General features: G+C 61.9%; 19 protein-coding genes. 11 read left to right on the top strand and 8 right to left on the bottom strand.

The window, feature by feature from the left end; all coding sequences use genetic code 11:
- Positions 1 to 78 precede the first annotated feature (78 nt).
- Positions 79 to 720 carry a ribosome biogenesis GTP-binding protein YihA/YsxC gene (gene yihA / locus QMK50_RS14365; RefSeq protein WP_095165147.1) on the top strand — a complete coding sequence of 214 codons (642 nt, stop codon included), beginning with the start codon at positions 79 to 81 and terminating at the stop codon, positions 718 to 720.
- Between the two features lie 299 nt (positions 721 to 1,019).
- Here the strand turns inward: yihA and polA are convergent, their stop codons facing one another.
- A complete protein-coding gene (gene polA / locus QMK50_RS14360) occupies positions 1,020 to 3,833 on the bottom strand; it encodes a DNA polymerase I (protein ID WP_320333352.1) in 2,814 nt (937 codons plus the stop codon).
- Positions 3,834 to 3,907: 74 nt separating this feature from the next.
- Here polA and QMK50_RS14355 point away from each other — a divergent pair, with 74 nt between their 5' ends.
- Complete coding sequence (locus QMK50_RS14355; protein WP_095165145.1) at positions 3,908 to 4,198, top strand: DUF2782 domain-containing protein; 291 nt, start codon at positions 3,908 to 3,910, stop codon at positions 4,196 to 4,198.
- A gap of 60 nt (positions 4,199 to 4,258) precedes the next feature.
- The gene (locus QMK50_RS14350) at positions 4,259 to 5,209 is read left to right on the top strand and encodes a homoserine kinase (protein WP_320333351.1); all 951 of its coding nucleotides are present in this window, start codon (positions 4,259 to 4,261) and stop codon (positions 5,207 to 5,209) included.
- Positions 5,210 to 5,263: 54 nt separating this feature from the next.
- Here QMK50_RS14350 and QMK50_RS14345 read toward each other — a convergent pair whose 3' ends face one another.
- Positions 5,264 to 6,193: a zinc ABC transporter substrate-binding protein gene (locus QMK50_RS14345; protein WP_320333350.1), complete on the bottom strand. Its 930-nt coding sequence runs from the start codon at positions 6,191 to 6,193 to the stop codon at positions 5,264 to 5,266.
- A gap of 57 nt (positions 6,194 to 6,250) precedes the next feature.
- Here QMK50_RS14345 and zur point away from each other — a divergent pair, with 57 nt between their 5' ends.
- The 4 genes from zur to QMK50_RS14325 are packed head-to-tail and all read left to right on the top strand — an operon-like array spanning position 6,251 to position 9,047.
- Positions 6,251 to 6,733, top strand: a complete 483-nt coding sequence (zur, locus tag QMK50_RS14340) for a zinc uptake transcriptional repressor Zur (protein WP_095165142.1) — start codon at positions 6,251 to 6,253, stop codon at positions 6,731 to 6,733.
- Entirely contained in the window at positions 6,733 to 7,518 is a 786-nt protein-coding gene (znuC, locus tag QMK50_RS14335) for a zinc ABC transporter ATP-binding protein ZnuC (RefSeq protein WP_159992987.1), read from the top strand. Before zur ends, znuC begins: the two co-directional genes overlap by 1 nt.
- Positions 7,511 to 8,299 carry a zinc ABC transporter permease subunit ZnuB gene (znuB, locus tag QMK50_RS14330; RefSeq protein ID WP_095165140.1) on the top strand — a complete coding sequence of 263 codons (789 nt, stop codon included), beginning with the start codon at positions 7,511 to 7,513 and terminating at the stop codon, positions 8,297 to 8,299. Before znuC ends, znuB begins: the two co-directional genes overlap by 8 nt.
- 37 nt (positions 8,300 to 8,336) lie before the next feature.
- Positions 8,337 to 9,047, top strand: coding sequence for a PA5502 family lipoprotein (locus tag QMK50_RS14325; protein WP_320333349.1), 711 nt, complete (start codon positions 8,337 to 8,339; stop codon positions 9,045 to 9,047).
- Between the two features lie 57 nt (positions 9,048 to 9,104).
- Here QMK50_RS14325 and katE read toward each other — a convergent pair whose 3' ends face one another.
- Positions 9,105 to 11,309 carry a catalase HPII gene (katE, locus tag QMK50_RS14320; RefSeq protein WP_320333348.1) on the bottom strand — a complete coding sequence of 735 codons (2,205 nt, stop codon included), beginning with the start codon at positions 11,307 to 11,309 and terminating at the stop codon, positions 9,105 to 9,107.
- A gap of 198 nt (positions 11,310 to 11,507) precedes the next feature.
- Here katE and QMK50_RS14315 point away from each other — a divergent pair, with 198 nt between their 5' ends.
- From QMK50_RS14315 to QMK50_RS14305, 3 genes are all read left to right on the top strand, one after another.
- Positions 11,508 to 12,515 (top strand): methionine ABC transporter ATP-binding protein, encoded by a 1,008-nt coding sequence (locus QMK50_RS14315; RefSeq protein WP_095165136.1) that lies wholly within the window; start codon positions 11,508 to 11,510, stop codon positions 12,513 to 12,515.
- Positions 12,515 to 13,189 carry a methionine ABC transporter permease gene (locus tag QMK50_RS14310; protein WP_095165135.1) on the top strand — a complete coding sequence of 225 codons (675 nt, stop codon included), beginning with the start codon at positions 12,515 to 12,517 and terminating at the stop codon, positions 13,187 to 13,189. Before QMK50_RS14315 ends, QMK50_RS14310 begins: the two co-directional genes overlap by 1 nt.
- Before the next feature lie 62 nt (positions 13,190 to 13,251).
- Positions 13,252 to 14,025, top strand: coding sequence for a MetQ/NlpA family ABC transporter substrate-binding protein (locus tag QMK50_RS14305; RefSeq protein ID WP_095165134.1), 774 nt, complete (start codon positions 13,252 to 13,254; stop codon positions 14,023 to 14,025).
- Positions 14,026 to 14,113: 88 nt separating this feature from the next.
- Here the strand turns inward: QMK50_RS14305 and QMK50_RS14300 are convergent, their stop codons facing one another.
- Genes QMK50_RS14300 through QMK50_RS14280 form a run of 5 tightly spaced genes read right to left on the bottom strand, consistent with a single transcriptional unit; the run spans position 14,114 to position 18,022 of the window.
- The gene (locus tag QMK50_RS14300) at positions 14,114 to 14,749 is read right to left on the bottom strand and encodes an SCO family protein (RefSeq protein ID WP_320333347.1); all 636 of its coding nucleotides are present in this window, start codon (positions 14,747 to 14,749) and stop codon (positions 14,114 to 14,116) included.
- Entirely contained in the window at positions 14,746 to 15,645 is a 900-nt protein-coding gene (cyoE, locus tag QMK50_RS14295; RefSeq protein ID WP_095165132.1) for a heme o synthase, read from the bottom strand. The genes QMK50_RS14300 and cyoE overlap by 4 nt, the downstream gene beginning before the upstream one ends.
- Positions 15,633 to 16,712 carry a COX15/CtaA family protein gene (locus QMK50_RS14290; RefSeq protein WP_320333346.1) on the bottom strand — a complete coding sequence of 360 codons (1,080 nt, stop codon included), beginning with the start codon at positions 16,710 to 16,712 and terminating at the stop codon, positions 15,633 to 15,635. The genes cyoE and QMK50_RS14290 overlap by 13 nt, the downstream gene beginning before the upstream one ends.
- Positions 16,713 to 16,722: 10 nt before the next feature.
- Positions 16,723 to 17,316, bottom strand: a complete 594-nt coding sequence (locus QMK50_RS14285; protein WP_320333345.1) for a hypothetical protein — start codon at positions 17,314 to 17,316, stop codon at positions 16,723 to 16,725.
- On the bottom strand, positions 17,282 to 18,022 hold the full coding sequence (locus tag QMK50_RS14280; protein ID WP_320333344.1) for an SURF1 family protein: 741 nt from the start codon (positions 18,020 to 18,022) through the stop codon (positions 17,282 to 17,284). The genes QMK50_RS14285 and QMK50_RS14280 overlap by 35 nt, the downstream gene beginning before the upstream one ends.
- A gap of 70 nt (positions 18,023 to 18,092) precedes the next feature.
- On the opposite strand from QMK50_RS14280, the gene QMK50_RS14275 reads away from it, so the two are divergent.
- Entirely contained in the window at positions 18,093 to 18,296 is a 204-nt protein-coding gene (locus tag QMK50_RS14275; protein ID WP_095165127.1) for a twin transmembrane helix small protein, read from the top strand.
- Positions 18,297 to 18,302: the final 6 nt, after the last annotated feature.

Below are 18,302 nucleotides of genomic sequence, written 5' to 3'. Positions count from 1 at the left end.
TTATATACTGGCGTCACTGAAACGGAAACGACGCTGCTCTTTGCGACCATTCTCGGCACCGCCCACATCGGAAATCCCATGCAACTCAAGAACCCCATCCTCGGTCTGTGCCAACAGTCCACCTTCATGCTCAGCGCTGCCAAAGTCGATCAATGCCCCGACGACGAAGGCTTCGAAGTGGCGTTCGCCGGGCGGTCCAACGCCGGTAAATCCAGTGCGCTGAACACCCTGACCCACGCCAGCCTCGCGCGCACCTCCAAGACGCCAGGGCGCACACAGCTGTTGAACTTCTTCAAGCTAGACGAAGAACGGCGTCTGGTCGACCTTCCTGGCTACGGCTACGCAAAAGTCCCGATCCCACTGAAGCAGCACTGGCAGCGCCACCTGGAAGCCTACCTGGGCAGCCGTGAGAGCCTGAAGGGTCTGATCCTGATGATGGACATCCGTCATCCAATGACCGACTTCGACCTGCTGATGCTCGATTGGGCCGTGGCCAGCGGCATGCCGATGCACATTCTGCTGACCAAAGCCGACAAGCTGACCTACGGCGCAGCGAAAAACACCCTGCTCAAGGTCCAGGCGGAAATCCGCAAAGGCTGGGGCGAAGCCGTGACCATCCAGCTGTTCTCGGCCCCCAAACGCTTGGGCCTGGAAGACGCCTACACTGTTTTGGCGGACTGGATGGAGCTTGCGGACAAGGGCGCCGAGGCGACCGAGTAAAAATCGCAGGCAAAAAAAACCCCGAATTTCATATGGGGAGGGAGAAATTCGGGGTTTAAGCTTCTGGACCGCTAGGGCGGGGTCCAGATATCTGCCAACACTTAACACAACATAGGAGCATCGAAGGGCTTCACCACCCATTCAGTAACTCTGAGTGGTGTTTCACGGGTTTAGTTCCTGTCGGCGACAAAATCGATTAGCAATAAGCCCAAGATTTTTTCGACCTAAGCGCTTTGAACCCCGCAAATGCCGCGACACTATGCCGCGGCGCTCCCCGCAAAAAATCGCGAAAAAACGGCTCAGTGAGCCTCATCCCAGTTGTTGCCAACGCCGACTTCCACCAAAAGTGGCACATCGAGGGTGGCCGCAGCGCTCATGTGCTGGCGAATTTCTTCGCGCACTTGATCGACCAGGTCCTCGCGAACTTCCAGCACCAGTTCATCGTGTACCTGCAGGATCACCCGGGCGTCCAGCCCAGAACTCTCCAGCCAGTTATCCACAGCCACCATGGCCTTCTTGATGATGTCCGCCGCCGTACCTTGCATCGGTGCGTTGATCGCGGTGCGTTCGGCACCGGCGCGCTCCTGCGGCTTATTGGAGTTGATCTCCGGCAGGTACAGCCGGCGACCGAACAGAGTCTCGACATAGCCCTGTTCCGCCGCCTGGGCGCGGGTGCGATCCATGTATTCACGCACGCCCGGGTAGCGTGCGAAATAGGTGTCGATATAGGCCTTGGCGGTCTTGGTGTCGACGCCGATGTCCTTGCCCAGCTTCTGTGCCCCCATGCCGTAGATCAGGCCGAAGTTGATGGCCTTGGCGCCGCGGCGCTGCTCGGTGGTGACATCCGCCAGCTCCACCCGGAACACTTCCGCAGCCGTCGCGGTGTGCACGTCCAGGTTGTTGCGAAAGGCATTGAGCAGGCCTTCATCGCGGGACAGGTGGGCCATGATCCGCAGCTCGATCTGCGAATAGTCCGCCGCCAGCAGTTTGTAGCCGCTCGGCGCGATGAAGGCCTGACGGATGCGCCGGCCTTCGGCGGTGCGCACCGGGATGTTCTGCAGGTTCGGATCACTGGAGGACAGCCGCCCGGTAGATGCCACCGCCTGGTGATAGGAGGTGTGGATACGGCCGGTACGGGGGTTGATCTGCTCAGGCAGTCGGTCGGTGTAGGTACTTTTGAGCTTGCTCATCGAGCGGTACTGCATCAGTACCTTGGGCAGTTGGTAGTCCTCTTCCGCGAGCTTGGCCAGTACCTCTTCGGCGGTGGACGGCTGGCCCTTGGCAGTCTTCTTCAACACCGGGTAGCCGAGTTTTTCGTAAAGAATCACTCCAAGCTGCTTGGGAGAGCCGAGGTTGAATTCCTCACCGGCAATCTCGAAGGCTTCACGCTCCAGCGCCACCAGCTTGTTGCCCAACTCGACGCTCTGTTCACCCAGCAGCTTGTCATCCACCAGCGCGCCCTGACGCTCGATCCGCGCCAGCACGGGCACCAACGGCATCTCGATATCGCTCAGGACACTGGCCAGGCTCGGGATGGCCGCCAGTTTTTCGTGCAGGGTCTGGTGCAGACGCAAGGTCACGTCGGCATCTTCAGCGGCATAAGGACCGGCCTGTTCCAGGGCGATCTGATCGAAGGTCAGTTGCTTGACGCCCTTGCCGGCGATGTCCTGGAAGCTGACGGTGGTGTGATCCAGGTACTTCTGCGCCAGGCTGTCCATGTCATGGCGGGTGGCTACGGAGTTGAGTACGTAGGACTCAAGCATGGTGTCGAAGGCAATCCCGCGCACGGTGATACCACACGCTTGATCGCCACCAATGGCGCAGTTGGCCAGGATATTCATGTCGAATTTGGCGTGCTGGCCGACCTTGAGCTTTGCAGGGTCTTCGAGCAGCGGCTTGAGCGCGCGCAAGACCGTGTCGCGATCCAACTGTTCCGGCACGCCGATGTAGGAATGAGTCAGCGGGATGTAGGCCGCTTCGTTGGCCTGCACCGCGAAGGACAGACCCACCAATTGCGCCTGCTGGGCGTCAACGCCGGTGGTCTCGGTATCGAAGGCGAACAGCTTGGCGTTGCTGAGTTTCTGCAGCCAGACCTCAAAACGCGCCTGATCGAGGATGGTTTCGTACTGCGCCTCAGCCGCCACGGGCTCTGCAACGGCTACGTCGGTCTCGACCGCGCTCAGCAGATCGGTCGCGGGCTCGGGTTGGGCCGCTGCCGCCAGCTCGACGCGCTTGGCATCGCGCTGCAACTCGTCGGACCAGCTCTTGAACTCGAGCAGGGCATACAGCTCGGCCAGTTTGTCGCGGTCCGGCTCACGCAGGTGCAGGTCGTCCAGGCCCACGTCCAGCGGTACATCGACCTTGATGGTCGCCAGCTGGTAGGACAGGAACGCCATTTCCCGGTGCTCTTCGAGCTTGGCCGGCAGGGTCTTGGCGCCACGAATCGGCAGGCTCGGGACAATATCGAGCTGCGCGTAGAGCTCGGTCAGACCGCCGTTTACCCCAACCAACAGGCCGGATGCGGTCTTGGGTCCAATCCCCGGAACGCCGGGAATGTTGTCGGAGGAGTCGCCCATCAGCGCCAGGTAGTCGATGATCTGCTCGGGAGCGACACCGAATTTCTCCTTCACGCCAGCCACGTCCATCGAACTACCGGTCATGGTATTGACCAAGGTAATGTGCCCGTCGACCAGTTGCGCCATGTCCTTGTCGCCAGTGGAAATCACCACCGGGCGGTCAGCGGCCGCGCTGCTGCGGGCCAGCGTACCGATAACATCGTCCGCCTCGACGCCTTCGACGCACAGCAGCGGGAAGCCGAGGGCGATCACGCTGGCGTGCAGGGGCTCGATCTGGACGCGCATGTCGTCAGGCATGCTCGGTCGGTTGGCCTTGTATTCGGCGTACATGTCGTCGCGAAAGGTCCCACCCTTGGCGTCGAACACGACGGCGAACGGGCTGTCCGGGTACTGCTTGCGCAGACTCTTGAGCATGTTCAGCACGCCCTTGACCGCTCCGGTCGGCAGGCCTTTGGAAGTGGTCAAAGGTGGCAGCGCGTGAAAGGCGCGGTACAGGTATGAAGAACCGTCCACCAGGACGAGGGGGGCTTGGCTCATGAGCAGGATCAACCTTTTCGGCGGGTCCGGCGCTAGAATAGCGGGACCGTTGACGACAAAGGGACAAGGTTATCATGCGCACACTCAATCGCCTGTTGCTGGCTGGCTTGTTTAGCTTCATTCCATTGGCTGCCATGGCGGCGGACGATGCACCGACTGCGGATCCGGAAGTCACCATCCGTACCGAAGGCGACAAGACCATCCAGGAGTACCGCCAGAACGGTTTCCTGTATGCGATCAAGGTCACCCCCAAGGGTGGCAAGCCGTACTTCCTGGTGCGCTCGGACGGTACGGATGCCAACTTTATTCGCTCGGATCAGCCCGATATGCTGATCCCGGCGTGGAAGATCTTTGAGTGGAAGTAGTTTCTTAACTTTAATCGGCGCTGGCTTGATCGCCGCGCCCGAACTGAGCAGTTTTTAACCATGTCTGTGTTCACCCCCCTGGCTCGGCCCGAGCTGGAAACCTTTCTCGCCCCTTATGGGCTTGGCCGCCTGCTTGATTTCCAGGGGATTGCCGCTGGTAGCGAAAACACCAATTTTTTCATCAGCCTGGAACAGGGCGAGTTCGTCCTGACCCTGGTTGAGCGCGGCCCAGTGCAGGAGATGCCGTTCTTCATCGAACTGCTGGACGTCCTGCACAACGCCAACCTGCCGGTGCCCTACGCCCTGCGCACCACCGACGGCGTCGCCTTGCGCGAGCTGGCCGGCAAACCTGCGCTGTTGCAGCCGCGGCTGGCGGGCAAGCACATCAAGGTGGCCAACGCGCAGCACTGCGCGCAAGTCGGCGAGTTGCTGGCGCACCTGCACCTGGCGACCAAGGACCAGATGATCAAGCGCAAGACCGATCGCGGCCTGGACTGGATGCTCGAAGAAGGCACGCAGTTGCTCTCGCACTTGGGCGACGAGTCGCGCCAACTGCTGCAACGCGCCCTGGACGAGATCTACGAGCAGAAGGTGAAGATCCTCGCCCTGCCACGGGCCAACATCCACGCCGACCTGTTCCGCGACAATGCGATGTTCGAAGGCACTCACCTGACCGGGTTGATCGACTTCTACAACGCCTGTTCCGGCCCGATGCTCTATGACGTGGCCATCGCCCTGAACGACTGGTGCTCGGACGACGATGGCCTGATCGACGGCCCACGCGCACGGGCCCTGCTCGGGGCCTATGCGGCGCTGCGCCCGTTCAGCGCTGCCGAGGCCGAACTGTGGCCGACCCTGCTGCGCGTGGCGTGCGTGCGGTTCTGGCTGTCACGCCTGATCGCTGCCGAATCCTTTGCCGGGCAAGACGTGCTGATTCACGATCCGATGGAATTCGAGCAGCGTCTGGCCCAGCGCCAGCAGGTCAGTACGCCGTTGCCGTTCGCGCTTTAAAAGCTTCGCGGGAGCAGGGCTCGCCCGCGATAGGACCACCACATATCTCGGCGCTTACAGCGACTCCAGACACCCTGCCAGGTCATTGCCCAGCTTATCCAACACCTGCTCATAACCCTGGGCAGTTGCTGGCGTATAGCCGCCGAGCGCATCCAGCTCGGCCAGCTTCACCGGCAAACCGGCCACCAGGGTCTCCGCTAGACGAGGGCGCAGTGGCGGTTCGCTGAACACGCAGGTCTTGCCGACGGCCTGCAGGCGCGCACGCATCGCCGCCACATGCTGGGCACCCGGCTGCACTTCGGCGGCCACGCTGAACACACCCGCATGCTTGAGACCGTAGGCCTCTTCGAAATAGTCGAACGCTTCATGGAACACGAAGTAAGGCTTGCCTTCAACCACCGCCAGGCGTGCTTTCAAACGCAGGTCCAGCGCATCGAGACGCTCATCGAAAGCCTTCAGGTTGCTTTGATAACGCGGGGCATTGGCCGGATCGGCAGCGCTCAGGTCAGTAGCGATTTTCGCCGCTATCACCCGCGCATTCGCCGGCGATAGCCACAGATGGGCATCGAGGCTGCCGGGGCGATGATCGTGATCGTGCTCGTCGGCTTCTTCGGCGTGGGAGTGATTGTCCTCGGCAAAATGGCGCAGCTTCAGGCCCGGCAGCTCCTGCAGGGCCACCGATGGCAAGTTGCGCCCCTTGAGGACTCGGGGAAGGAAACCTTCCATGTCGGGGCCGATCCAGTACAGCAGGTCTGCCGACTGCACGCGCCGTACGTCGGAAGGTCGCAAGGCGTAGTTATGGGGTGAAGCGCCCGGCGGCAACAGGACTTCCGGCACGCCGAGGCCGTCCTGCACCGCAGCGGCTATCAGCTGTACCGGCTTGATACTGGTCAGGACCCTGACTTCGGCGTGAGCGGCGTTGATCGTGAAGAAACTGGCAGCAAATGTGACAAGGATGGCAAAAAGTCTGGACACGATGACCACTCAAAGAGGCGAGAACGGGTAATATAATAACGTCTCTCACAAAATTCGTCGCCGCTCATGCCTAAAACACCGCTTGCCAGTCGTCCCCACGACCACTCCCATTGCGTGCACACCGCACTGTCCGAGGCTGATGCGATCTGCGCACGCCAAGGCTTGCGCCTGACTGCATTGCGCCGTCGGGTGCTGGAACTGGTGTGGCAGAGCCACAAGCCGCTGGGCGCCTACGACATCCTGGCAGTGCTCAGTGAGCAGGACGGCCGTCGCGCCGCGCCGCCCACCGTGTACCGCGCCCTGGACTTCCTGCTGGACAACGGCCTGGTGCATCGCATCTCGTCGCTCAACGCCTTCGTTGGCTGCAACCACCCAGGGCACGCCCACCAGGGCCAGTTCCTGATCTGCCGGGAATGCCACGCGGCTATCGAGCTGGAACAGAAAACCATCAGCGACAGCATCATCCACAGCGCCGGCGAAGTTGGCTTTGTGGTCGAAGGCCAGACGGTCGAAGTGGTCGGGCTCTGTTCGGGCTGCCAGGGGGCTTGATGAGCACTGCGTTGATTCGCCTGGAACAGGTGACGGTGACCTTTGCCGGGCAAAACGTACTGGACAACATCCAGCTCAGCGTCGAGCCAGGGCAGATCGTCACCCTGATCGGCCCCAACGGTGCCGGCAAAACTACCCTGGTGCGCGCCGTGCTCGGCCTGCTCAAGCCCGACAGCGGCAGTGTGTGGCGCAAGCCGAAGCTGCGGGTCGGCTACATGCCGCAAAAACTCCACGTCGACCCGACCCTGCCGCTGTCGGTACTGCGCTTTTTGCGCCTGGTGCCCGGCGTGGACCGGGCACGAGCCCTGGCCGCACTCAAGGAAGTCGGTGCCGAACAGGTAATCGACAGCCCGGTGCAGAGCGTCTCCGGCGGTGAAATGCAGCGCGTGCTGCTGGCCCGGGCGCTGCTGCGCGAGCCGCAGTTACTGGTGCTCGACGAGCCGGTCCAGGGTGTCGATGTCGCCGGGCAGGCCGAGCTGTACAGCTTGATCACCCGCCTGCGCGACCGTCACGGCTGCGGTGTGCTGATGGTCTCCCACGACCTGCACCTGGTGATGAGCACCACCGACCAGGTGGTCTGCCTCAATCGCCATGTCTGCTGCTCCGGCCACCCGGAGCAGGTCAGCGGCGACCCGGCCTTTGTCGAGCTGTTCGGCAAGAACGCGCAAAGCCTGGCGATCTATCACCACCATCACGATCATGCCCACGACCTGCACGGCTCGGTCGTCAGCGCGGCGCCCGCCGCTCATACCCACGTTCACGGAGATGGCTGCAAGCATGGCTGATTTTCTGTTGTATGCCCTGCTCGCAGGCCTGGCCCTGGCCGTCGTGGCTGGCCCTCTGGGATCATTCGTGGTCTGGCGGCGCATGGCCTATTTTGGCGACACCCTGTCCCACGCGGCCTTGCTTGGCGTGGCCCTGGGCTTCTTGCTGGATGTCAGCCCGACCATCGCCGTCACCGTCGGCTGCCTGTTGCTGGCCGTGCTGCTGGTGACCCTGCAACAGCGTCAACCACTGGCCTCAGACACCCTGCTAGGGATTCTTGCACCCAGCACCCTCTCTCTGGGCCTGGTGGTACTAAGCTTCATGCATGAAGTGCGGATCGACCTGATGGCCTATCTGTTCGGCGACCTGCTGGCGATCAGCCCCGGCGACCTGGCCTGGATTCTCGGCGGCAGTACGGCTGTCCTGCTGTTGCTGGTGGCGCTGTGGCGGCCATTGCTGGCCATTACCGTGCACGAAGAGCTGGCCATGGTCGAAGGCCTGCCCGTGGCGGCGTTGCGCCTGACCTTGATGCTGTTGATTGCGGTCGTGATCGCGGTGGCGATGAAAATCGTCGGGGTGTTGCTGATCACCTCATTGCTGATCATTCCGGCGGCTGCGGCACAACGCCACGCTCGCTCGCCCGAGCAAATGGCCTTGGGTGCAAGCTTGCTGGGTATACTCGCGGTCTGCGGTGGCCTGGCGCTGTCGTGGTTCAAGGACACGCCGGCCGGCCCCTCGATTGTGGTCGTTGCCGCCGCGCTGTTTCTGCTGAGTTTTGTCCTGCCCCGCCGAGGGGTGTAGACTTGCTCGTTTTTTGCGCAATCAGAGAGTCGCAGGAATGAAGCCGTTCGCCTCCCGTTATCTGCTCCTTGCTGCATTTTTGCTGCTGGGCGCCTGCCAAAGCACACCGCCAGCGCCCGAGATCCCGGACGCGCGCGCGACGGCCATCGCCCAGCTGGAACAAAGCCTGGCCAGCAATGAGCTGGCCACCGCCGAAGATCAACTGGCGACCCTGCAGGCGCATTCGCCCAACGACCAGTCCCTGGAGCAATACCAGCGCCAACTGGCCGAAGCCTATTTGCAGCGCAGCCAGATCGTCCTGCAAAAAGGTGACGTCAACGCGGCAGCCACTGCCCTTAGCCGCGCACGGGTGCTGATGCCCAAGGCGCCGGCACTGACCGGCGGCGTCAACGGTGCCATCACCGAGGCCCGTAAAGCCGAGCTGGAAAAAGCCGAGGCCGCCCTCTTGGCTGCCGCTGCCAAACCCCAGGCCAAGGTCATCGACCCGACCGCCGAAAGTACCACCGTGGCACTGAACATCACCGATAGTCGGCAACTTCGGCGCCAACTGGATGCGATTGCCGCCGATGTAGTGAATTACCAGTGTGACGTCAGCATCCAGGCACCCCGCACCCAGGATTACCCGTGGCTGGCGACCTTGCTGAGCAAGCGGGTAAAGAAACTCGACCCCGATTTTGACCTGAAGATCGAGCGGCAGATCCTGCGCCACATTCCGGCGCAAATGGTCTTGGCACCACGCAAGGATTGATAAGCGCTGTTCGCTGGCGAGCCACAAAGCGGGCGCCAGCGAAAGCGCTCTTTTTGCCTACGCCGGCACCGCCTTGGCCTTCGCCTCACGATCCCACACCCGATGCTGCCCGATCGCGGCAAAGAACCCCTTGGTCAACGTGGCACCCGCGCCCACCAACAGCCCGGCATCGGCTTGCAGCTTCAACACATCGAGCAATTGTTTGGCCTCGCCCTGCAGCGCGATCGCCTTGAGGTGCTTGTACGCCTCCAACAGGTAGTGCAGCGCCACGCCATCGGTGCTCAACGCCTTGATTGACGCAGCGCCACCCGGCACGAACACCGCATCGAAAGCCACCGACGGCAACCCTTCCATGGACCCATCCACTGGCAGGCTTTTACCATCTGCGGTTTTCACTGGCGCCGACGTCGGCCCCAACAGCTTGGCATGTGCGCCTTCTGCCTCCAGGGCTTTTTTCATGGCATTGATCGCCGCGCCATCGACGCCGTTGGCCGCCAGGATCGCGACTTTGCGGGTCTTGATGTTTTCCGGCAGCAAATTGGCCTGACTGAGCGCAGGAGAGCGCTCCAGCGCAGTTTTGCGCACTTGCACGGTGCCCGCCTTGGGTGCCGGCAGGCCGAGGTTCTGCGCTACACGCCCGGCCAGATCCAGGTCGATGTTGGCAAGGATTTCATTGACCTGCCGCGCCCGGATGAATTCACGCTCGACCTTGCCCAGCTCGAAGCTGTAGGCCGCGATGATGTGCTCCTGCTCGTGCTTGCTCATGCTGTGGAAGAACAGCCGCGCCTGGGAGAAGTGATCACTGAAGGATTCGCTGCGCTGGCGGATCTTGTTGGCGTCGATGCGCTCGGGATAGCTCTCGAAGCCGCCATCAACGGCCGCCGGAAGGGTTTCTTTCGGCCAGCCGCCATCGATGGAGTTCGGCTCATAGGCCGCGCGCCCCTTGTCGATGGTGGTGCGGTGCAACGCATCACGTTGGCCGTTGTGGAACGGCGCGATAGGACGATTGATGGGTATCTCGTGAAAATTCGGTCCGCCGAGTCGGCTGATCTGCGTGTCGGTGTAGGAAAATAGCCGGCCTTGCAGCAGCGGGTCATTGGAGAAATCGATCCCCGGCACGATATGCCCAGGACAGAACGCCACCTGCTCGGTTTCGGCGAAAAAGTTGTCCGGGTTACGGTTGAGCACCATTTTGCCCAGCGGAGTGATCGGTACCAACTCCTCGGGAATCAACTTGGTGGGGTCGAGGATGTCGAAATCGAAGGCATGCTCGTTTTCCTCCTCGATGACTTGAACCCCCAGCTCCCACTCGGGATAGTCGCCCATCTCGATCGCGTCCCACAGGTCGCGGCGATGATAGTCGGTATCTTTGCCCGCAAGCTTCTGGGCTTCATCCCACACCAGCGAGCAGGTGCCTGCGGTGGGGCGCCAGTGGAACTTTACAAAACGCGACTTACCGGCCGCATTGATCAAGCGGAAGGTGTGGACACCAAAGCCCTGCATGCTACGCAGGCTTTTGGGAATCGCCCGATCGGACATGGCCCAGATCACCATGTGCGCCGACTCTGGCTGCAGTGACACAAAATCCCAGAACGTATCGTGCGCCGAACCACCGGTAGGTATTTCGTTGTGGGGTTCGGGTTTTACGGCGTGGACGAAGTCAGGAAACTTGATGGCATCCTGGATGAAAAATACCGGCATGTTGTTGCCAACCAGGTCGAAGTTGCCTTGCTCGGTGAAGAACTTCACGGCGAACCCACGCACATCTCGCACGGTATCACCGGAGCCACGCGGGCCTTGTACCGTGGAAAACCGCACGAACACCGGTGTTTTATGCCCGGGGTCCTGTAGGAAACCGGCCTTGGTCAGCTCGGCGTGGTTCTCGTAACTCTGAAAGAAGCCATGCGCCCCGGTGCCCCGGGCATGCACGATGCGTTCGGGGATCCGCTCATGGTCAAAATGGGTGATCTTTTCCCGCATGATGAAGTCTTCGAGCAGCGAAGGCCCGCGCGCGCCAGCCTTCAAGCTATTCTGGTTATCGGCGACCTTTACCCCCTGATTGGTGCGCAACGCTTGTTCGCTGGCGTCCGAACGAAAGGCTTCCAGGCTTTGCAGCTTTGCGTTGCTGTTGGCGCGGTCCGGGGTATCGGTGCCGGCCAGTTGGCTCTTGCCGGCGTCAGGTTTTTTGGTACTCATCAGTGCTGAACTCCTCGATGGGGATTCGCGCGTACGGCGAGATCCATGAGCTAAGTCCCCAGGCACGGTCCCGGGTGTTTTTCAGTGCTGAAGTAGTGACTGACGTGGAGTGGGGCCGTTCCTTTTTTATGACCTTTGATCGCGTTATTGCCAAATGAAAGGATGAATACGAAATAAATGCTAAGAACCTCTATACGGACAGGCTAAAATGCGCGCCCGGCTAACCGCTGATCCTTTTCTAACGCGCCCCACAAGGTTCGCTACGTGATCGAGTTTCAAAACGTCCATAAAACCTACCGCGTTGCCGGTAGGGATATTCCTGCCCTGCACCCGACCAGTCTGACGATTGAGAACGGCCAGGTGTTTGGCCTGATCGGCCATTCCGGCGCAGGAAAAAGTACCCTGCTGCGCCTGATCAACCGCCTGGAAGACTCCAGCGGCGGCAAGATCATCGTCGATGGCGAGGAAGTCACTGCGCTGGACGCCAATGCGCTGCGCCGTTTCCGCCAGCAAGTCGGGATGATCTTCCAGCACTTCAACCTGCTGGCCTCCAAGACCGTGGCCGACAACGTGGCGCTGCCACTGACCCTGGCCGGTGAACTGTCGCGCGCCGACATCGATCGGCGCGTGGCCGAGTTGCTGGCCCGGGTGGGCCTGTCCGACCATGCCAAGAAATACCCGGCGCAGCTGTCGGGTGGCCAGAAGCAGCGCGTAGGCATCGCCCGCGCCCTGGCAACCAAGCCGAAGATCCTGCTGTGCGACGAAGCCACCAGTGCCCTGGACCCGCAAACCACGGCGTCGGTCCTGCAACTGCTGGCCGAGATCAACCGCGAGCTGAAACTGACCATCGTGCTGATCACCCATGAAATGGACGTGATTCGCCGGGTCTGCGACCAGGTGGCCGTGATGGACGCAGGCGTGATCGTCGAGCAAGGTCCGGTGGCCCAGGTATTCCTGCACCCCAAGCACCCGACCACCAAGCGCTTCGTCCAGGAAGACGAGCAAGTCGATGAAAGCGAACAACGCGATGACTTCGCCCACGTACCGGGCCGTATCGTGCGCCTGACCTTCCAGGGCGATGCCACCTACGCGCCGCTGCTGGGCACTGTGGCCCGCGAAACGGGGGTGGACTACAGCATCCTCGCCGGCCGCATCGACCGCATCAAAGACGTCCCTTACGGGCAACTGACCCTGGCCATCACTGGCGGTGACATGGAAGCGGCCTTTGCCCACTTCACCGCAGCCGATGTCCACATGGAGGTGCTGCGCTAATGGAACTGCTGACAAGTTTCTTCGCCAATATCGACTGGTATGAAATCTGGCTGGCCACCGGCGACACCCTGCTGATGCTTGGTGGCTCGCTGCTGTTCACCGTCTTGCTGGGCCTGCCCCTGGGCGTGCTGTTGTTCCTGTGCAGCCCGCGCCAGTTGCTCGAGGCCAAGGGCGTCTACGCGCTGCTGTCGCTGATCGTCAACATCCTGCGCTCGCTGCCGTTCATCATTCTGCTGATTGTGATGATCCCGTTCACCGTATTGATTACCGGCACTTCGCTGGGTGTCGGCGGTGCGATCCCGCCGCTGGTGGTAGGGGCTACGCCATTCTTTGCGCGCCTGGTGGAAACCGCCCTGCGTGAAGTTGATCGCGGCATCATCGAAGCCACCCAGGCGATGGGCGCCAGCACCCGCCAGATCATCACCAATGCCTTGCTGCCGGAAGCGCGCCCAGGCATCTTTGCTGCAATCACGGTGACCGCCATCACACTGGTGTCCTACACGGCGATGGCCGGTGTGGTCGGCGCCGGTGGCCTGGGTGACCTGGCGATCCGCTTCGGTTACCAACGCTTCCAGACGGACGTGATGGTAGTGACCGTGGTGTTGCTGCTGGTGCTGGTCCAGGTACTGCAAACCGTCGGCGATAAGCTGGTGGTGCACTTTTCCCGAAAATAAATGCAATCGCCGGCATCATGCTGGCAGGCGCCCGAAAGGGCGCTTCACAAGGAGTTTGCCGGATGAAAAAACTACTCGTCGCGTTCGCCGCCGTTGCCGCGTTCTCTGCCCAAGCCGCCGAAACCCTGACCGTGGCCGCCAGCCCGGTGCCGCATGCGGAAATCCTTGAGTTCGTGAAGCCGGCCCTGGCCAAGGAAGGCGTGGACTTGAAGGTCAAGGTCTTCACCGACTACGTGCAACCCAACGTACAGGTCGCGGAAAAACGCCTGGACGCCAACTTCTTCCAGCACCAGCCGTACCTCAATGAGTTCAACAAGGCCAAGGGCACTCACCTGGTGAGCGTGGCGGGCGTGCACATCGAGCCGCTGGGCGCTTACTCCAGCAAGTTCAAGGCCCTGGCCGACCTGCCTGGCGGCGCCACCGTGGTGATCCCGAACGACGCCACCAACGGCGGCCGCGCGCTGCTGCTGCTGGACAAGGCCGGCCTGATCAAGCTCAAGGATTCGACCAACATCCTGTCGACCGTCAAGGATATCGCCGAGAACAGCAAGGGCCTGAAATTCCGTGAGCTGGAAGCGGCGACCATCCCGCGCGTGCTGACCCAGGTCGACCTGGCGCTGATCAACACCAACTACGCCCTGGAAGCCAAGCTGGACCCGTCCAAGGACGCGCTGACCATCGAAGGCAAGGACTCGCCTTACGTGAACATCCTGGTAGCGCGTGAAGACGACAAGAACAGCGATGCCATGAAAAAGCTGGTAGCGGCCCTGCACACTCCAGAAGTGAAAGCCTTCATCCTGGAGAAGTACAAAGGCGCGGTACTGCCGGCGTTCTGATCTGACGAAACACGCGACAAAACAAAAGGGGCGCATTGATTGCGCCCCTTTTTTGTGCCCAAAACACCAGCCCTTGTGGGGGCGGGTGTCATTGCCGGCTGAGCATCACCGGCAGCTGCGCCACCAGCTTCGCGTTGTTCAGCGGCGCGCGGATGAAGCCACGCTGGGTGCCGTCCGGGCCGATGACGGCAAGGTTGCCGCTGTGGTCGACGGTGTAGTTGGGCTTGCTGGTGTCCGCCGGGATGAACGGGATGCTCACCGCGTTGGCGACTTTTTGCAGCTCCTCGACCGAAGTCGGGGTCAGGCCGATGAATTGCGGATCGAAGTAGCCCAGGTACTGCTTGAGCTGCTGGGGAGTATCGCGATGGGGGTCGACGCTGACCAGGATGATCTGCAACTTGTCGACCGTATCGGCCGGCAGCTCGCTCTTGATCTGGCGCAACTGGGCCAGGGTGGTCGGGCAGATGTCCGGGCAGAAGGTATAGCCGAAGAACAGCAGGCTCCACTTGCCTTTCAACTCGTTGACCATCACCGGCTGGCCATCCTGGTTGGTCATCTGCAGGGCCGGCAAGGTGCGGCTTTGCGGCAGCAGGATGATCCCGGCGTCGATCAGCGCAGTCGGGTCACCCTGGCCTTTGCCAGACAGTACCTTGTTGATGGTCAGCCCCAGGACCAGTGCGATCAGGGCAACAAGGATGAAGACAGTTTTCTGGGTTCGAGTCATAGGTTCAACATTAGGTAATGGTCTACGAGCAGGGCGATAAACAGCAGGAACAAGTAGTAAATAGAGTACTTGAAGGTGTTGATCGCCGCGTGCGGCCGAGTGCCACGGTACAGCACCACGGCCCATTGCAGAAACCTCGCGCCCAGCCCCAGCGCACAGGCCAGGTACAGCAGGCCGCTCATGTGGATCACGTACGGCATCAGGCTCACCGCCAACAGCACGCAGGTGTAGAGCAGGATGTGGACCTTGGTGTAGTGCTCGCCGTGGGTTACCGGCAACATCGGGATATCGGCCTTGGCATATTCCTCCTTGCGGTGGATCGCCAGCGCCCAGAAGTGCGGCGGGGTCCAGGCGAAGATGATCAGCACCAGCAGCAGGGGCTCTGCGCTGACGTGCCCGGTGGTGGCGACCCAGCCGAGCAAGGGTGGGGCGGCACCGGCCAGGCCGCCGATGACAATGTTCTGCGGCGTCGCACGCTTGAGGAAGCCGGTGTAGATCACCGCATAACCCAGCAAGGATGCGAGGGTCAGCCAGGCCGTCAACGGATTGGTGAACGCCAGCAACAACGCCTGGCCACTCAGTGCCAGCACCAGGGCGAAGGTCAGCGCCGCAGCGGGTGACACCCGGCCTTCCGCCAGCGGCCGCTTATGGGTGCGGGCCATGACCGCGTCGATCCGCCGATCCACCACATGATTGACCGCCGCCGCCCCTCCGGCACACAGGGCAATGCCCAGGTTGCCGAACACCAGCACGGTCCAGGGTACGCCCGCGCGGGTGGCGAGGAACATGCCGACCAGCGAGGTGATCAGCATCAACACCACCACCTTGGGCTTGGTCAGCTCCAGGTAATCGCGCCAGATCGCCTGGCTGGGCCGTTCGCCGATCAGAGTCGCCATGGCATTTCTCCTTTTATTGTTATGGGTCCGGCCGCATTTTTACGGGGGCTGAAGCGCCAGCGTCGCAGCGCCGGCTGCTTGACCCGGACCAGGCTGGTGCGGGCGTGATAGTTGACCAGCACCAGACATAGCAACAACGCCGCGCCACCCGCGTTGTGGGCCACGGCGACCGGCAGGGGCAAATGGAACAGCACGTTGCTGATACCCAGGCTGATTTGCGCCCCCAGGGCCACCAGCACCAGGCCGGCGAGGCGGGTCATGCCGACCCCCTTCAGTTGCCAGGCCAGGCCGAGCAACACCAAGGTCACCAGCAAGGCGCCGATACGGTGGGTCAGGTGGATGGCCGTGCGTGCATCGCTGTCCAACTGTCCACCCAAGTAATTGGGGCCAATGTGTTGGGTCAGGTGAAAGCCGTTGGCAAAATCCGCCGGCGGCAACCACTGGCCATGGCACGTCGGGAAGTCAATACACGCCACCGCCGCATAATTGGAGCTGACCCAGCCTCCCAGGGCGATCTGTCCGATCACCAGCAGCAAGCCGGCCGTTGCCCAGTACTGCAAGCGGCGCGGCACAATCAACGCCGGCAGCACCCCGGACAAGCGCAAGGTCAACAGAAACAGCAGGCTCAAGGTGGCAAACCCGCCGAGCAGATGCCCGGTCACCACCTGTGGCCAGAGCTTGAGCGTCACCGTCCACATGCCGAAGGCGGCCTGGGCAAACACCACTACCAGCAGGAACAACGGCAGCTTCAAGGGTTGGTCGGGATGCCGGCGATGGGTCCAGGCGCGCGCCGCCAACAGCGCGATCAGCAGGCCCAGGGTGCCGGCGAAGTAGCGATGGATCATCTCGTTCCAGCCCTTGTGGGCTTCCACCGGGGTGTCGGGAAAATGCAGCTCGGCATGGGCCAGTTGGGCTTCGCTTTTCGGCACGCTGATAAAGCCGTAGCACCCCGGCCAGTCCGGGCAGCCCAGGCCAGCGTGGGTCAGCCGGGTGTAGGCACCCAGCAACACGACAATCAGTGCCAGCAAGGTGGCAAACAGCGCGAGGCGAAATCCAGGTTTGGCCATGACGATGCCCTTATCCGATGTTCGACAGTTTCAGCAGATGGCGCAGGTCGTTGAGCAGGTCCTTGCCTTTGACAGTGGGGCCATAACGCAGCACCAGGTTGCCGTGGGGATCGATGATCCACAGCTGCGGTGCAGCCTGATCCCCGGTGGTTTTACTGAACGTGCTCAGGTCCATGGGATAGCGCTGTAGCTGCGGGTATTCGCGGGTCAGCTTGGCTTCGTAGTCGCCGCTCAAAGGTTGTGCGGCAGCCAATGCATGGCTGGCGCGGGAAGCATCGCGGCCGAGGCCGATCTGGATCTGGCGCGCCAGATACACCAGTTGCTGGCAGTCCACCGAACACGCCTTGGGCGCCGTCACCAGCACCTGCCAGCGGTCGTCCTGGGCCTGCACGCCGAGATCGGCGCGGGTCTGTCCGTTGCCGATCAGTTCACCGTGGTAACTGCGACCCTCCGGCACCCAGAACTGCAATTTGTACATGCCGGTGGCGAGGACCATCGGACCGATCACCCCCAACAGGATCAGCAGCAACTGCACGCGCCCCTTGCGCCGGCTCGATGAGGATTTCGCCTCAGACATGCTGGGTGGATTCATGGCCGCTCCCATGGTGTTTCTCCTTTGCGTTGTGCCAACCGAGATAGAGATAAAGGCCCAGTAGGGCGATCGCCATGGCGAACCACTGCACGGCATAAGCCAGGTGTTTTTCCGGTCCCATGGCCACCACCGGCCAATCAGCCTGGTAGGCCGCCGGGCCGCTTTCGGTGCGTAATTCGTAGGCGAAACCTTCACGACCCAGCGTCGCCCAAAGTTTGCCCGGCTCGACTGCGGTGACCAGTTGTGGCCAGGTCGCGGACTTCGGGTCGGCGTGCAGCTGGAAGGTCGCGCCCGGAGCGACATACACCCGGGCGTCGAGGCTCAGCACCGCCTGCGGCGTGGTGAATTGCGGTGGTGTGCGCCGGTCCGGCCATGGCAGCCAGCCACGATTGACCAGCAGCCAGAGTCCCGTCGCCTGATCCTGGAACGGTTGCAGCAACTCGACACCAACCTTGCCATCGCGCTGCCGGTTATCGAGCAGCAGACTGTGCCCGGCATCGAACTGGCCATGCAGACGCACTCGGCGAAAGGCCGGATCCTCGGTGTGCTGCAGCTCGGCGCTGGCCATCGGCTCGGCGACCCGACGCTCAGCGTAGCTGTGCAGCAGCGCGCTTTTTTCCGCGCCCCGACTCAGTTGCCAGAACCCCAGCGACACCAGTAGCGGCAGCAACAGTGCCACCACCAGCGTCGGCACGAGGCCCGGCCGGAAACGCTTCATGGCAGCGCCAGAAAGTCAGCGGGCGAGCTAGCTATACTCAAGTGCATCGCATTTCCCCCGGAGTCCCACCATGCTCAAAGCAGCCATCGTCCTGATGCTGATTGCCACGGTCGTCAGCCTGTTCAGCGGCCTGTTTTTTCTGGTCAAGGACGACAGCAGCTCACATCGCCTGGTCATCGCCTTGAGCATTCGTGTCGGCCTTGCCGCACTTACCGTTGGCCTGATCGCTTGGGGCTTCTTCAGTGGCCAACTGGTGTCTCATGCCCCCTGGTAGTGCGCC

The organism is Pseudomonas sp. P5_152, from assembly GCF_033989915.1.
Lineage (GTDB): Bacteria > Pseudomonadota > Gammaproteobacteria > Pseudomonadales > Pseudomonadaceae > Aquipseudomonas.
Note: the sequence above shows the minus strand (reverse complement) of the source record. Positions and strands in the feature narration are given on the sequence as shown.